Raw genomic sequence first — 14,181 nt, forward strand, 5'->3', positions numbered from 1 at the left:
CAGACGGAATCCCGTCGAGCGCAAGAACATTGCGTAACAGGACTGTAACGGAAGATTGCGGGATTAGTGAGAAGGCTGGCCGGGAGGCGCCAAAGCCCTGCTGATGGATCCTATAAGCGCTGCTTATAGGGGGTGCGGCGACGGCAATCCGTAGCCAGCAGGCCAGCCCACTGCTAAGCAGAGGACAGCTCAGGATGCGTCTCCGGCATGGCCCTGCTCGTTCGATTTAAAGCCCTGCCTCTACGGGCCAGCCTGGCCACAGCAACCGTGGCCGCAGCCTGCCTGTTCTCTGCTGGCTGTCAGCGCCAACCCTCGGCCGAGCTGCAAAAGCTGCAGCAGCGCCAGGAGCAGTTGGAAGTAAAGATTCAGCAGCTAGAGCAAAAGCTCAACGCGGCGCCCGCCGCTAACGGCGCCGACCCAGCTGGCAAGCCCCCGGCTGGAGCGATCAAATCCCTGACGTACCGCAGCGGCACTTCAGACGATCGCCTACGCGTTTATTGGGCTGATGGCAGCAAGAGCGACCTGCCTTGCACCAAGGAGCAGGCCACCTTGGTGTGTGGTTAAGTCGCCTTGACACTGACAGAGCCGCTGCGTTGAGCTGGATCTCTCACGTCGATAAACCCATGGGTTCACCTTTTGCTTCAGCAGCGACGTTGTTAAGTCCGCGACTGCTGGCGGGTGGCTTGTTGGTGGCCAGTTGCCTGGGCGCTGGCAGCCTGTCATTTGTGAATGCGGCGCCGGCCCGGGCCCAAGCGGAGGCACCCGTTCCATTCAGCGCCGTGCGGGCCCTCAACTTGGCTCGCAACACCGCAGTGCAGAGCAACGGGGGCTTGGGGCTCTACCGACCAGACAAGTGCATGTTTGAAACGGCTAACGCCGGCAACAAATGTCTGATCAGCTCAACCAGCGATGGCTATCTCTTTCGCTTCCTAGGCGGCGCGCCTGGCTGGCAGCAACTAAATCTGGCTGCTTCGGTGGAAACCGAAATCCGCATCTCCAGCGACGGGCGCACCGTCCTTGGCATCGATTACAACGGCGCCCCGCGTTGAGCCAACTGGGAGGCAATGTCTGTTAGAGCCAGCAACCAGTCAGGCCCAACCGGCCAACACTCCCTGCGAGTGAGGCTTAGGGCAATGCCCTTTTCGCCGTAGGCGGCCTCATTCACAAAGACGGGCCAAACGAACTCCCCCGCCAAATCCGGCGGCAGGGCCAGGCCAATTTCCTTGCCGCAGGGATCGATAAACACCGGATCTCCCGCACGCAAGGGGCGCCAATCGCGATGCTGCAAGGACGGATGCAGGCAGGCGGCGGGTGAACCATCTGGATGACGCGGCAAATCCAGGCTGCCCAGATGGCAATGCACCACCAGCTCAGCCGGCAGTCTTAGGCGGCCTCGCTGGGCTGCCGCCAACACGGCCAGGGCCGCCTCAACGCCGAGCTGGCTTTGACGGCAGATCTGAGCCTGGATAACCCCCTGGGGCACCGGACCCACCTCGATAACCAGGCCGCAGGGCCAGCGCTCAACCAAAAAGCCCGTTTGGGAAGCATCGGCCTCGTGCAAGTAAATCGGCAGCCCCAGCTCCCCCTGCAAACCCGCCGCCAGAGCGAGATCAGCCGGCCTCCGGCCATAGAGCACCAAGGAGTTACCCATAGCGCTGGTGGTGCTGTGTAGGTCGAGCACCACCAGCGAAGGAGATTCAGCATCAGGGCCATGGCAAGCGAGCAGCTGGCGAGCGCGCTGCAGATCAGCTTCGTTTCTCGAGGAATCCGCCAGCAGCTCGGGAGCAAAGCAGCGATTTAAATCCCGCTCCACATAGCGCTGATTGGCTTTGTGGGCAGCTGGGTTGCCCAGCACCAACACCACATCAAGGCCGTGGCGCTGCAGGGCCTGGGGCTGGCGGCGCCAGTGCTCCAGCAGCCAGGGGGCGTTGCGTTCATTGCCGTGGGTGCCGGCCACGACCAGCACTTGGGCCGGTTTGACGATTTGGCTGATCAAAAAGAAGAAGGCCAGAAATGGATTTCGGCCCCAGCCTGACGCAGATTCAGAGCTCTGCCGCCCCCGCAACCATGCCTCCCCCCGCCCCCTTGGTGCGCACGGCCCGCGCGGTCTGGCACTGGCAATGGGAACAGTTAATGGGTGGCCTGGGACCGGCTGATGCCGAGGGCAACTACCGCCGTCCCAGCGGAGCCTTCACGGCGCTGCCGCCCCTGCCCAGCGAAGCCGGCGCGGCTGATGGGCACGTGTTGATTGTGGGACGCAGCTGCCCCTGGGCCCACCGGGCCTGGCTGGTGTGGAGCCTGCGCCAACTGGGCAGCAGCATCAACCTGGTGGTGGTGGACCCCGATCCAGCCGAGGGGCGCTGGCGCTTTGCCAAGCCCTTCGAAGGCTGCGCCAGCTTGATCGAGCTCTACCAGCAATCAGGCTCTGATCCGGGGCAGCGGGCCACGGTGCCGGCGCTTTATTCCCGCAATGAGCGGCGGATCCTGGTTACGGAGAGCGCCAGGCTGATCGAGCTGCTCAACCGCTGGCCCGCACCAGCAGGGTCCGATCTGGAGCCCCATAACCAGCAGGAAACCACAGAAATGTGGCGTACGCGGCTGCAGGGCGACGTCAACGACGGGGTTTACCGCTGTGGTTTCGCCCGCACCCAGGCTGCCTACGACCGGGCCGAGACGGCCTTGTTTGCAGCGCTCCTGGATGCCAATGGGGCCTTGGAGCAATCTCCCTGGCTAAGTGGGGCCCAACTGAGCCTGGCCGACATAGGGCTTTTCCCGACCCTGATCCGGCTGGAGCTGGTTTATGCGCCCCTATTTGGTTGCAGCCGCCTACCCCTTTGGCAGCTTCCAGCCCTATGGGACTGGCGCCGGCGCCTCTACAGCCTGCCCGGAGTGGCCGAGACCTGCTTCCCGGAGGCCTGGCGCAGCGATTACTTCGGCGCCCTCTTTCCCCTCCATCCCTCGGGAATCATCCCGGCCGGGCCGCCACTCGCCACACTGGTGCAAGGCCGTGCCCATCCATGACTGATCAGATCTTTGAAGGGGTGTACGGCACCTACACGATTGACGCCGCCGACCGGAGGGAGGTGCTCGGCTACCGCCTTGCCCTCACGGCGGTGGCCATTGGCCAAGCGGGCCTGCTTGTGCAGTGGCGGCAGCTGGGAGCCGACCAGCTCTGGCCCTGGATGCTGCTGATGGCTGCGGGGCTGGGACTAGCCCTGCGCTGGATTCACATTTACTTAGTGCCCTTGCACCGGGCCCTGCAGCTGTTCTGGCTACTGGGCTGCCTGGGGGGCCTGGCATTGGCGATCCGCAGCGGCCCCGGCGCCATGCTGCCGGCCCTGGCCAGCCAGCCCCTCTGGATCCTGGCCATTGGCCCCTTTTTCGCGGCCTTGGCGGGGGTTGGCTTCAAGGAATTTTTCTGCTTCAGGCGACCGGAGGCGATCGGCGTGACCCTGCTGCTGCCTATCGCCCTGCTGGGCCACCTCAGCGGCTTGCTGCCAGGAGCAATCACCACGGCCCTGCTGGCCCTGGAGAGCGGGCTTTTGCTGGTGCTTTGCCTGCGCAAGTTTCCCATGCCCGCCGCGGCTGATGTGGGCGACAAGAGCGTGTTTGCTTACCTCAAAGGCCAAGCTGGCACAGCTGAGGAGACTGCACTTTGAGCTTGATAAGCCTGGTGGAAGCCAGCAAGGACTTCGGCATTCGCACCCTGTTTGAGGGCCTCACCCTGCACATCGGCGAGCGGGAGCGGCTCGGGCTGATAGGTCCCAATGGGGCCGGCAAGAGCACCTTGTTGAAGGTGCTTGCGGGCAATGAGCCCCTCGGCAGCGGCCAGCGCCGCTGCGCCCCCCGCACCCGGGTGGTGCTAGTAGACCAAGAGCCCGAGCTAGACCCCGAGCACACCGTGCTGGAGCAGGTGTTTGCCGGTAGCGGCGAGAAGATGGCTTTGCTGCGGCAGCACACGGCCCTGAGTCAGGCAGTGGCTGATGGCCCCGACAACGCCATCGCCCTGGCCCAGCTCAGCGACCTGCATGGCCGCATGGATCAGCTCAATGCCTGGGGGCTAGAGCAGCAGTGCCGCGAGGTGCTGGAGCGGCTAGGCATCGCCGACATCGAACGCAAGGTGGGCGACCTCTCCGGGGGCTATCGCAAGCGGGTCGCCCTGGCTGCAGCACTGGTGGCCGAGCCGGACGTGCTGCTACTGGATGAGCCCACCAACCACCTCGACGCCAACGGGGTGGAATGGCTGCAGAGCTATCTGGAGCGCTTCTCCGGCGCCCTAGTGCTGGTGACCCACGACCGCTACGTGCTCGATCGGGTCACCCGCCGGATCGTGGAGGTAGATCGGGGCCTGGCCCGCAGCTACGACGGCAACTACGCCACCTATCTCACCCATAAAGCTGAAGAGGAGGCATCTGAAGCGGCCTCAGCCGCCAAGTTCAAGGGCACGCTGCGGCGGGAACTGGCCTGGCTAAGGCAGGGTCCCAAAGCCCGCAGCACCAAGCAGAAGGCCCGTATCCAGCGAATTGAGGCGATGCGGGAGGCACCTCTGCGGCAGGGCCGCGGCCAGGTGAGCTTGGCCACCACCAGCCGGCGGCTCGGCAAGCGGGCCATCACCGCCGAGGACCTGGAGGTGAGTGTGGGCGAAGGACCTGAGACCAGGGCCCTGCTGCGCGCCTTCAGCTACGACTTCAGCCCGGAAGACCGGGTCGGCATCATTGGCCCAAACGGGGTGGGCAAGTCGAGCCTGCTTGAGGTGATCGCCGGCCGGCGCCAACCCAGCAGCGGCAGCCTGGAGCTGGGCTCCACCGTGAAGCTCGCCTACTTCGACCAGCACAGCGATGTGCTGCTCAAGCCCGACCAGAAGGTGCTGGAGGTGGTTCAAGCTGCCGCCAGTCGGGTGGCAGTGGACGGCGAGGAGCTGAGCGCCTCCCAGTTGCTGGAGCGCTTCCTGTTTCCACCAGCCCAACAGCACCAACCGGTGGCCAAGCTCTCCGGCGGCGAACGGCGGCGGCTCCATCTCTGCCGGCTGCTGATCGAGGCCCCCAACGTGCTCCTGCTCGACGAGCCCACCAACGACCTGGACGTACAGACCCTGAGCGTGCTCGAAGACTTCCTTGAAGACTTCCGCGGCTGCGTGGTGGTGGTCTCCCACGACCGCTACTTCCTCGATCGCACCGTGGATCGGCTGTTCTGCTTTGAGAATGGCGAGCTGCAGCGCTTTGAGGGCAACTACAGCGCCTACTTAGAAGCGAGCTCTACCCGCCAGGCCGCGCCCAAGAGCCCCAAGAATCCAGCCCCGATAGCGCCCCAAGCCAGCAAGGCCCAGACGCGGCGGCGCAGCTTCAAGGAGAGCCGGGAGCTGGGCGAATTGGAGGTAAACCTGCCGGTCTGGGAGCAGCAGCGCTGTGACCTGGAGCTGGCCCTGGCCAGTTCAGGCAGCGACTACGCCGCCCTTGAGGGACTCACCCAGGAGCTGGCCGCGTTAACGGAGCGCATCCATTGCGGCGAGGAGCGCTGGCTCGAACTCAGTGAGCTGGCGGGGTGAAACGGGGGCCCCAGCCATGGCTGGCAGCAGCGCCGAGAACGCTGGGCGCACATTGTTGTCAATCCAACACATCACCAAAGCTCAGCTCCCGGCGCCATTGGGAGTGTTCAAAGAGTCAGCAGTGCACCCCCGGGGCGTCGATCCAGAACAGGCGCCCGTAAGGTGATCGGCGACGAGCTCCGGTATCCAGTGACCGGTATCCGAATGAAAAGCATCGACGAGCACATCCAGAAAGATCAGAGCGAGATCGAGGCAGCCAAGGCCGCTGGCGACCTAGGCAAGGTTCGCCACTTGGAGGAAGAGCTCCAGGGTCTCAAGGAGTTCAAAGAGCACCATCCCGAGGACAGCCACGACCCAACCCCACTGGAAGTGTTCTGTGACCTGAACCCTTCTGCCCCCGAGTGCCGCGTCTACGACGACTGAATTGCCTAGGGCTGGATTATGCCGAGCTGCTGCCACACCGCGGCCAGCAGCTGCGGCAAATTTTTGGAGGCAGCAGCTGAAACAGCCAGAACGGGCAAGCCGCCACGGGCCTGCACCTGCTGGCTCACCTTCCCTACCAGATCTTCAAGGCTGGCTGGATCGAGCAACTCGATCTTATTGAGCACTACTAGGCGGGGTCTCTGGTCGAGCCCATGGCCGTAGGCCGTGAGCTCCCCCTCAACCACGTTGAGGTCGGCGACCACATCCTCAGCGCTGGAATCGATCAGGTGGATCAGCAGCCGGGTGCGCTCGATGTGGCGTAGGAAGTCGTGCCCTAGCCCTGCCCCCTGGGCCGCTCCAGCGATCAAACCAGGAATATCGGCAAAGACGGTGCCGTCACCACTGGGACGGCGCACCACCCCCAGGTTGGGCACCAGGGTGGTGAAGGGGTAATCGGCGATCTTGGGCCGAGCTGCCGAAAGCACCGAAATCAAGGTGCTCTTGCCGGCATTGGGCAAGCCGATGATGCCAACTTCAGCCAGCAGCTTGAGCTCCAGCTGCAGCAGCCACTCCTCTCCCTCCCGGCCCTCGGTGAACTTCTCTGGGGCCCGGTTGCGGTTGCTGAGGTAGTGGGCATTTCCCAGGCCGCCGCGGCCGCCAAAGGCCACCAGTAGCTCCTCACCCGCATCGGTGAGATCACCTAGCAAAATTGAGGTGCGGGCATCGCGCACCACGGTGCCGCAGGGCACCTTGATCACCAGCTGGTTGCCGCTGGCACCGGTGCAGCGATTGGGACCGCCCCGGCGACCATCGACCGCCAAAAACTGCCGCTTGTACTTGAAATCCAGCAGGGTCTGGAGGTTGGCGTCAGCCACCAGCAGCACGTCGGCACCACGGCCGCCATCGCCGCCGGAAGGGCCGCCGGCTGGCACATATTTCTCGCGGCGAAACGCCACGATTCCGTCGCCGCCTCGGCCGGCCTTGACCGTTACGCGGGCTTGATCGATGAATTGCATTGGAACAAACCTAGGATCGCGCCGTCTGAAGGCCCGTCTTGGCAGAGGTTCGCTTCCAGCAGGTCAGCAAGACCTACCCACCCCGGCGCGGTGGTGATCCGGTGCAGGTACTGCGCCAGCTGGATCTACAGATTCAGGACGGCGAATTTTTGGTGTTGGTTGGGCCCTCAGGCTGCGGCAAAAGCACCCTGCTGCGCCTACTGGCTGGCCTAGAGCAGCCCAGCCAGGGGGAGATCTACGTGGGCAATCGGCCCGTGAGCTCGCTGCGCCCAGCCCAACGAGACGTGGCCATGGTGTTCCAGAGCTATGCGCTCTATCCCCATCTCACGGTGGCCGGCAACATCGGCTTCGGCCTGCGCCGCAGCCGCAACCGCACGGCCCTTGAGCAGCTTCAAGACAGCCTGCATCTGGCCACCAGGCGGCTGCCAGGGCCCTTGCGGCTGCGCTCACGGAGGGAGGAGCGCATCGCCCAGCGCATCGCCGAGGTAGCGGAAACCCTGGAGCTCGACCAGTTACTCGATCGGCTGCCAAAGGAGCTTTCCGGCGGCCAGAAGCAGCGGGTTGCCCTGGGCCGGGCCATCGCCCGGGCGCCGGCAGTGTTTTTGATGGACGAACCGCTCAGCAACCTCGACGCCAAGCTGCGCACCGGCACCCGCACCCAAATCGTTGAGCTGCAGCGACGCCTCGGCACCACCACCCTGTATGTGACCCACGACCAGGTGGAGGCCATGACCATGGGTCACCGGATCGCCGTGCTCAATGCCGGAAGGCTGCAGCAGCTCGGCACACCGATGGAGCTCTATCAGTGGCCCGCCAATTTGTTTGTAGCCCAGTTCATCGGCAGCCCGCCCATGAATCTGCTGCCGGTAACCGCGATAGGTGCGGGCCAGGTGCAGCTGGGCAGCCGCAAGCTGGCGGTTGAGGGGCCCCTGGCCGAGGTTCTGGCATCACGGGCAGGGGAGGCGCTCACTGGCGGACTGCGGCCCGAGCACTTCCAGCTAGCTCCCGCCACCAACCGCAACCTGCGGGCCGAGGTGAGCCATGGCGAAGCCCTGGGCAACGAACAACTGCTCACCTGCCGCCTGGAGGAGGGCGGTCACCTGGTGCAGGTGCGGGTCGGCCCTGAAACAATCCTGCCGCCGGGGGCCAGCCTGAACCTCGAAATTGATCCCCGCGGCTGGCGCCTGTTTGACGCCAGCGGCGAAGCCCTGCCCCTGCCCCCTGAGCCCGCAAGCCTGGAGCCGACCCTGCCCTATTTCACGTAAATCACGCTGCAGCCAGCCCCGCCGTCGCCCTGCTCGGCGTCACTCACCCGCTCCACGTAGGGCACCGTTGCCAACCAGGCCCGCAGGCCGCGCTTGAGTTTGCCAGTGCCGATGCCGTGGATCACCCACACGGGACCATTGGCGGCGCGCAGCCGCTCCTCCAGCTGGGCCTCGGCTTCATGCACCCGCAGGCCGCGCACATCAACGGTGTTGCGCTCGGAGCGCACATCCGGGCCCCGGCCCCCCAGCCCCCGCTGACCCTTCACCTGCACCCGCACCTCAGGGGGTGAGGGTTTTTCGCCATGCAGCCCCTCGATACCGGCCAGCTCCAGGGTCAACCGCATCACCCCACAGCGCACCGTGAGTTCCCGGCCGTCATCGGCGAGGGAAAGGACCTCACCGGCCTTGCCCAGCGATAACAGCCGCACCCGATCACCAACGGCGGGCATCCAGCCCCGGTGCTCGCGCCGCTCCGGGGTGGGGCGGTGCTGCTGCTCTAGCGATTTGAGCCGCTGGCCGGCCTGGCGGGCGGTTTCGCCTAGGGCGGCGCTACTGGCCTCTCCCCCATCGCGCCCCTGGCGCAGCCTCCTGATGATGCGCTTCACCTCGTTCTGTCCCTGACGAATCGAGAGCTCCAACTGCTGGCGCCGCTGTTCCTGTAGCTCGGCGCTCTGCTGGGTCTGCTGTTGCCAGCGCAGCAGCAACTCCTCGTGCAACAGCTCAGTGCGGGCCAGTAGGGCGGCGGCCTCCTCGGCAGCCTCCTGCTGGCGTTGACGCTGATTTTCCAGGCCGGCGATCACCTGGTTCACCTCGCCCTCGCCGAGGGGCTCCAGCTGGGCGGCGGCGAGCTCCAGCACCGGCTCCCCCAGCCCCAGCCGGCGGGCAATCGCCAGGGCGTTGCTGCGGCCCGGGATGCCCCACTGCAGCCGGTAGGTGGGCGAGAGGGTGTCCACGTCAAAGGCCACCGAAGCGTTCTCGAAGCGTGGATCGGCGTATTTGAGCGCCTTGAGCTCACCAAAGTGGGTGGTAGCGATCGTGAGCCGGGCCCGATCGGCCAGGTGCTTGAGCAGGGCCGTGGCCAGGGCCGAACCCTCAAGGGGGTCGGTGCCAGCCCCCACCTCATCGAGCAGCACCAGGTTGGCGCCGCCAGCAGCGCCAGACCCAGGCAGAGCTTCAAGGATGCGGGCGATGCGGCGGATGTGGCCGCTGAAGGTGGAGAGGTTTTGTTGCAGCGATTGCTCATCGCCGATGTCGGCCAGCACCTGGGCGCACCAGGGCAGGCGGGGCGTGCCGCTGCAGGGCAGGAACAGGCCCGCCCGAGCCATAAGAGCCGCCAAGCCGACGCTTTTGAGGGTCACGGTTTTGCCGCCGGTGTTGGGGCCCGTGATCGCCACCACCCGCAACTCCGCTGCCACCAGCAGGCTCACGGGCACCACCGCATGGCCTCCCTGACGCCGCTGCTGCCAAAGCAGCAGGGGGTGGCGCAGCTCACGCAGCTCGAAGGGCGCGCTGGGGTCGTCTGTCAGCTCCGGGCGTACCGCCCCCAACCATTGGCCGTAGCGCGCCCGAGCCACCCCCGCATCCAGGCGCACCAGCACCTGCTGGAGTGCGGCCAGAGCTTCCGCCTCCTCGCCCACCTGTGCGCTCAGGGCCCTCAGCACGGCCCGCTCCAACTCCCGCTCGCGCCCCTCCAGGTCGCGTATGCGATTGCCCAGGGCAATCACGGCCTGGGGTTCGATGAACACCGTTTGTCCCGAAGCCGAGCTGTCGTGCACCAGCCCTGGCAACTGAGAGGCAGCTCCAGCCTTCACAGACAGCACGGGACGGCCGTTGCGCTCCGAGATCACCGTGTCCTGAAGCATGGCGCCGCAGCGCCGCATCAGCTCCTGCAGTCGATCACGCCGATCTGAGCGGGCCCCAAGCAGCTGGCGCCGCAATTCCTCCAGGGGCGGGCTGGCCCGATCCGCCACCCGGCCGCCCTCTTCAAGGCAAAAATGCAGCCGCTGCTCCAGCTCCGGCAGGGTGCGCAGCTCAGCCACCAGGGCCGTACAGACCGGCCGCAGCTGGGGATCGTCGATCTGGCGCCGCAGCCGGCGGGCCGCAGCCAGGGTGGTGGCCAAGGCCAGCAACTCCTCGCCCGGAGCCGTGCCGCCCTTGGCGCAGAGGGTCACCAGCGCCGCGATATCGGCAACTCCCTGAAAACTCAGTCCCCCCTCCAGCAGCCCGTCGAGGCCAAGCAGCTCGGTGGTTTCAGCGAGCAGGGTGCGGCTGGCAGCGAGGCAAGCGGGCAGGGCCAGCTCCAGGCAGGCACCGCGGCCCGGAGCTGTGCTGGCGAAGCTGGCTAGCTGCTCAGCTAGCCGCGGCCACTCGAGCAGCTCCAGGGCCTCCTGCTGAATTGGGGCCAATGGGGGGGCAGTGACGTCGTTCACCCGGGCAGATTGGAGGGGATGCCGCCAGGGGGCTCGTAGAGCATCTCGAGCCAGTTGCCTTCTGGGTCTTGGAGATAGAAGCTGGCAGTTCCGTCACGGTGGTCATGCACTGGGCCGCAGGAGCGGCCGGCAGCCACAAGCTGGGCGTGCACCGCATCCACCTCTGAGCGGTCGCGGAAATGGAAAGCAAAATGGGGCCCGGCAGCTTTGTAACTAGGGCTGAGCAGGGCCAAGCCCGTGCCGGCCCCAGGCCACTGCAAATAGGCCCAATCGGGTGCATCCCAGCAGAGCTGCAGGCCCAGGGAGACATAGAAGGCCTTGGCCCGCTCCATGTCCTGCACCCGCAGTGCCACATGGCCAAGGTGATGAACAGCAGCAGGAGCCATGGCAACTGAACCGGGTGAGTTCATTGTGGGTTACAGAACCGGATCTTGAGGATCTGATCGAGCTTCACCACCAACAGCAGCCAGGCGGTGCCCGCCAAGGTGAGGAGGGGATAGGCGAGCGTGGGTGCAGGAATTACGAAGGGAAGCAGGGCCAAACCGAAAGCCGGAGCACAACGAAGGCGAGCCAACCTGAGCAACAGCGCAGTAACCAAAACAGCCAAAAATGCGGCCAGCGGACTCACCCCCAGAGCCAGCACCAATGCAATTCCAGTAACAGCCGCTCCAGCAGTAACCACCAGGACGGCTAAGGAGCGGCCTTGCCAGGGACACTCATCAGCATGAGCCAACATCTCCCAGGCAATCACCAGCAAAGGGGGATATAAAACCAAGTGGGATCCCAGCAGCTGAACCATTACCAGAGCTCCCAGCAAGAAAACAGCCAAAGGCAGCAGCCAGGGAACCCTTCCAAACCAGGACTTGGAGGCAATCAAAGTTGAAATGTTTGGCGCCAAGTGGGAGACTTCAGCCCGAGCCGGTGGCGGCATCAAGTGAGAGCGAAGCATTACGATTAGGGCCAGCCCACCTGTGCCCACCAGAATCGCCACCGGGTACAAAAAACTCGTAATTCCCAGCACTAAGGGCAATACCCCGGCTGAAATTGCCGGAATAACCGGCGAGCGTAGAAGCCGGATCACAAGCAAGCAGATCGCCAGATCCAATATCAGCGCAGTGGGGCCATAGGGCATGGTGCGGGTTACCAGCACTCCAGGGACAGCAGTTAATACCGGTGTCAGGGCCAGGAGTTTTGGGGAACGGGCCCAGCTGCTGAGCGGATCGGCAAGCACAACAGAAGCGAGCGCCCCCAGCTCTGGAAACAACAGGTAACTGATGCCACTAGCCCTGGCCAGCGCAGTCATCAAAGCGATGTAAGTAGCTGTAGCCAGACAAGGCCAAATCCAAAAATATCGGGTATTAATAAAATTACCCCTGGCGCAGCCACTGCGCAGCATCACAGGCGTGATAAGTGAGGATCAAATTAGCCCCAGCCCGCTTAAAGCACAGCAGGGTTTCCAGCACCACGGCCCGCTCGTCGATCCAGCCCTTTTCAGCGGCGGCCTTCACCATGGCGTATTCACCACTTACGTTGTAAGCAGCAATTGGCAGCTCGGTTTCGCCACGCAGACGGTAGATGATGTCTAGGTAGGCAAGGCCAGGCTTAACCATCAAAATATCAGCACCCTCCTGTTCATCGAGCAGGGCTTCGGTGAGCGCTTCACGTCCATTGGACGGATCCATTTGATAGGTTGATTTATCATTCGGAATTGGCTTGCCCGCGCCAACCCGAGGGGCCGAATCAAGAGCTTCGCGGAAGGGGCCGTAATAAGCGGAAGAATATTTAGCTGTATAGCTAATAATGCCGATATGCTCGAACCCCTCCTCATCGAGGGCTTCGCGGATAGCCCCAACTCGTCCATCCATCATGTCGCTGGGGCCAATCAGATCCGCCCCTGCCCGAGCTTGGGCAACGGCTTGGCGACAGAGGATCGCCACCGTTTCATCGTTGAGCACTATCCCTTCATCGCTAACGATGCCGTCATGGCCGTCACAGGAGTAGGGATCGAGGGCCACGTCCGTCATGATCGCCATCTCGGGGTGCACCTCCTTAAGCCGGCGAATAGCTCGGGGTATCAGGCCACCTTCGTTGAAGCATTCGGCGCCGTCTTCGGTTTTAAGGCCATCGGCCACCTTGGGGAACAGCACAACGCAGCGGATACCCAAGTCCCAAGCGCGGCCCACCTCCTGCACCAAGCCTTCGAGGCTCCAGCGCATAGCTCCTGGCATGGCACCAATTGGCTCGTTGGTGGCGCCTTCGTGCACGAAGAGCGGATAAATAAAGTCGGCAGCATTTAGGTGATGCTCCCGCACCATCGACCGCAAAGCCGGGGTGCGGCGCAATCGGCGGGGACGGTAGGTGAGCTCCATGAAAAAGGCCTGGCTGGCCCGGATCCTAGAGACGGGCCGCCTGAATCCAGCCAGAGCGGGGATCGGCGCTGCGGGCAGCACGCAACTGCTCCAGCAGCTGGCGCTCCTCGGCGCTGAGCTGCTCGGGCAACTTGAGCACCGGCGTAAGCAGCAGGTCGCCGCGGCCGTCCTTGAGGGGCCAGCCCTTGCCCTTGAGCCGCAGGCTGCGGCCCAGGGTCATACCAGGCGGCACCTGCACGGAGGCCTCACCGTCGGGGGTAGCCACCCGCACCTCACCGCCGAGGGCCAATTCATCAAGGCTGAGGGGCAACTCAGCGCGCAGCTGGTCGCCATCGAGCTTCCACACCGGATGCTCCTGCAGTTGCAGGTTGAGGTACAGGTCGCCGCGGCGGCCGGTGCCGGGCTGCAGGTTGCCCTTGCCCTTCAGCCGCAGGCGGCTGCCGTGCTTCACCCCTGGCGGGATGCGCACCTGCACCCGCTCGTCGTTGACGGCCAAGGTGCGCTCGGAGCCGCGGAAAGCATCGGCAAAGGAGAGGCTGATGCTGGCCTCAGCATCAAGATTGATCGGGGCGCTGCGGCCGCCGCCGGGCATGCCGCCAGCAAAGCCACCAGGGAAGCCTGAACTGAAACCAAACCCCCCCGGGGCACCGCCGGGGGAGGGGCCGCCAAAACGACCTAGCAAGTCGTTAATGAAGTCGTCGAAGTTGCCATAGCGGCCAAAATCAACATCAACGCCGCCACTGGCCGAGCCACCGCCCGCCTGGCTCCAGTACTGGCCAAATTGCTCGTAGCGCCGGCGTTTATCAGGATCGGAGAGCACTTCATAGGCCTCGCTCACCTCTTTGAACTTGGCCTCAGCCCCCGCATCGCCGGGATTCACGTCCGGGTGGTACTGACGGGCCAGCTTGCGAAAGGCGCGCTTGATGGCGTCGGCATCGGCGCCACGCTCCACCTCGAGCACGTTGAAGTAATCGCGGTAGCCGTTCGCGCTCATCGACCCCAAAACCACCGCACCTATTTAGTGTCTCAGCCGCTGGGAACTTCCGCTGGGCCAAGGAAGGGCGGAAGGCCGAACGCGGCGGCGCGGCCATTGGCTGTGTTTTGCCCACACACACAGGCAAAAGCAAGCAGCGG

The 14,181-nt window shown here is 64.6% G+C and carries 14 protein-coding genes; 7 read left to right on the top strand and 7 right to left on the bottom strand.

The window, feature by feature from the left end; translation table 11 throughout:
• Window positions 1-207 precede the first annotated feature (207 nt).
• Window positions 208-564 (top strand): hypothetical protein, encoded by a 357-nt coding sequence (locus KBY99_RS11265; RefSeq protein WP_106632617.1) that lies wholly within the window; start codon window positions 208-210, stop codon window positions 562-564.
• A gap of 59 nt (window positions 565-623) precedes the next feature.
• On the top strand, window positions 624-1,049 hold the full coding sequence (locus KBY99_RS11270; protein ID WP_254999125.1) for a hypothetical protein: 426 nt from the start codon (window positions 624-626) through the stop codon (window positions 1,047-1,049).
• Here KBY99_RS11270 and KBY99_RS11275 read toward each other — a convergent pair.
• A complete protein-coding gene (locus KBY99_RS11275; protein ID WP_254999126.1) occupies window positions 1,028-1,996 on the bottom strand; it encodes an aspartoacylase in 969 nt (322 codons plus the stop codon). The two genes, KBY99_RS11270 and KBY99_RS11275, sit on opposite strands and share 22 nt — an antisense overlap.
• Before the next feature lie 71 nt (window positions 1,997-2,067).
• Between KBY99_RS11275 and KBY99_RS11280 the strand changes: the two genes are divergently transcribed.
• The 4 genes from KBY99_RS11280 to KBY99_RS11295 all read left to right on the top strand — a co-directional run bounded on the left by KBY99_RS11280 (window position 2,068) and on the right by KBY99_RS11295 (window position 5,968).
• Window positions 2,068-3,021, top strand: a complete 954-nt coding sequence (locus KBY99_RS11280; protein ID WP_254999127.1) for a glutathione S-transferase C-terminal domain-containing protein — start codon at window positions 2,068-2,070, stop codon at window positions 3,019-3,021.
• Window positions 3,018-3,659, top strand: coding sequence for a DUF2301 domain-containing membrane protein (locus KBY99_RS11285; protein ID WP_254999128.1), 642 nt, complete (start codon window positions 3,018-3,020; stop codon window positions 3,657-3,659). The genes KBY99_RS11280 and KBY99_RS11285 overlap by 4 nt, the downstream gene beginning before the upstream one ends.
• Window positions 3,656-5,545: an ABC-F family ATP-binding cassette domain-containing protein gene (locus KBY99_RS11290; RefSeq protein ID WP_254929683.1), complete on the top strand. Its 1,890-nt coding sequence runs from the start codon at window positions 3,656-3,658 to the stop codon at window positions 5,543-5,545. Before KBY99_RS11285 ends, KBY99_RS11290 begins: the two co-directional genes overlap by 4 nt.
• Before the next feature lie 204 nt (window positions 5,546-5,749).
• Window positions 5,750-5,968 (top strand): CP12 domain-containing protein, encoded by a 219-nt coding sequence (locus KBY99_RS11295; RefSeq protein ID WP_106632635.1) that lies wholly within the window; start codon window positions 5,750-5,752, stop codon window positions 5,966-5,968.
• A 5-nt stretch (window positions 5,969-5,973) separates the two neighbouring features.
• Here the strand turns inward: KBY99_RS11295 and obgE are convergent, their stop codons facing one another.
• The gene (gene obgE, locus KBY99_RS11300; protein WP_254999129.1) at window positions 5,974-6,984 is read right to left on the bottom strand and encodes a GTPase ObgE; all 1,011 of its coding nucleotides are present in this window, start codon (window positions 6,982-6,984) and stop codon (window positions 5,974-5,976) included.
• 38 nt (window positions 6,985-7,022) lie between these two features.
• Between obgE and KBY99_RS11305 the strand changes: the two genes are divergently transcribed.
• Window positions 7,023-8,249 (top strand): ABC transporter ATP-binding protein, encoded by a 1,227-nt coding sequence (locus KBY99_RS11305; RefSeq protein ID WP_254999130.1) that lies wholly within the window; start codon window positions 7,023-7,025, stop codon window positions 8,247-8,249.
• Here the strand turns inward: KBY99_RS11305 and KBY99_RS11310 are convergent.
• From KBY99_RS11310 to KBY99_RS11330, 5 genes are all read right to left on the bottom strand, one after another.
• Window positions 8,237-10,678, bottom strand: a complete 2,442-nt coding sequence (locus tag KBY99_RS11310; protein ID WP_254999132.1) for an endonuclease MutS2 — start codon at window positions 10,676-10,678, stop codon at window positions 8,237-8,239. The two genes, KBY99_RS11305 and KBY99_RS11310, sit on opposite strands and share 13 nt — an antisense overlap.
• Complete coding sequence (locus tag KBY99_RS11315; RefSeq protein WP_254999133.1) at window positions 10,675-11,064, bottom strand: VOC family protein; 390 nt, start codon at window positions 11,062-11,064, stop codon at window positions 10,675-10,677. The genes KBY99_RS11310 and KBY99_RS11315 overlap by 4 nt, the downstream gene beginning before the upstream one ends.
• Before the next feature lie 20 nt (window positions 11,065-11,084).
• On the bottom strand, window positions 11,085-11,981 hold the full coding sequence (locus KBY99_RS11320) for a hypothetical protein (RefSeq protein WP_254999134.1): 897 nt from the start codon (window positions 11,979-11,981) through the stop codon (window positions 11,085-11,087).
• A 64-nt stretch (window positions 11,982-12,045) separates the two neighbouring features.
• A complete protein-coding gene (gene hemB / locus KBY99_RS11325; protein ID WP_254999135.1) occupies window positions 12,046-13,047 on the bottom strand; it encodes a porphobilinogen synthase in 1,002 nt (333 codons plus the stop codon).
• 25 nt (window positions 13,048-13,072) lie between these two features.
• Window positions 13,073-14,041 carry a DnaJ C-terminal domain-containing protein gene (locus KBY99_RS11330; protein ID WP_254999136.1) on the bottom strand — a complete coding sequence of 323 codons (969 nt, stop codon included), beginning with the start codon at window positions 14,039-14,041 and terminating at the stop codon, window positions 13,073-13,075.
• Between the last annotated feature and the right edge of the window lie 140 nt (window positions 14,042-14,181).

Origin of the sequence: Cyanobium sp. Maggiore-St4-Cus, from assembly GCF_024345615.1 — a bacterium.
In the GTDB taxonomy this organism is placed as follows: domain Bacteria; phylum Cyanobacteriota; class Cyanobacteriia; order PCC-6307; family Cyanobiaceae; genus Cyanobium_A; species Cyanobium_A usitatum.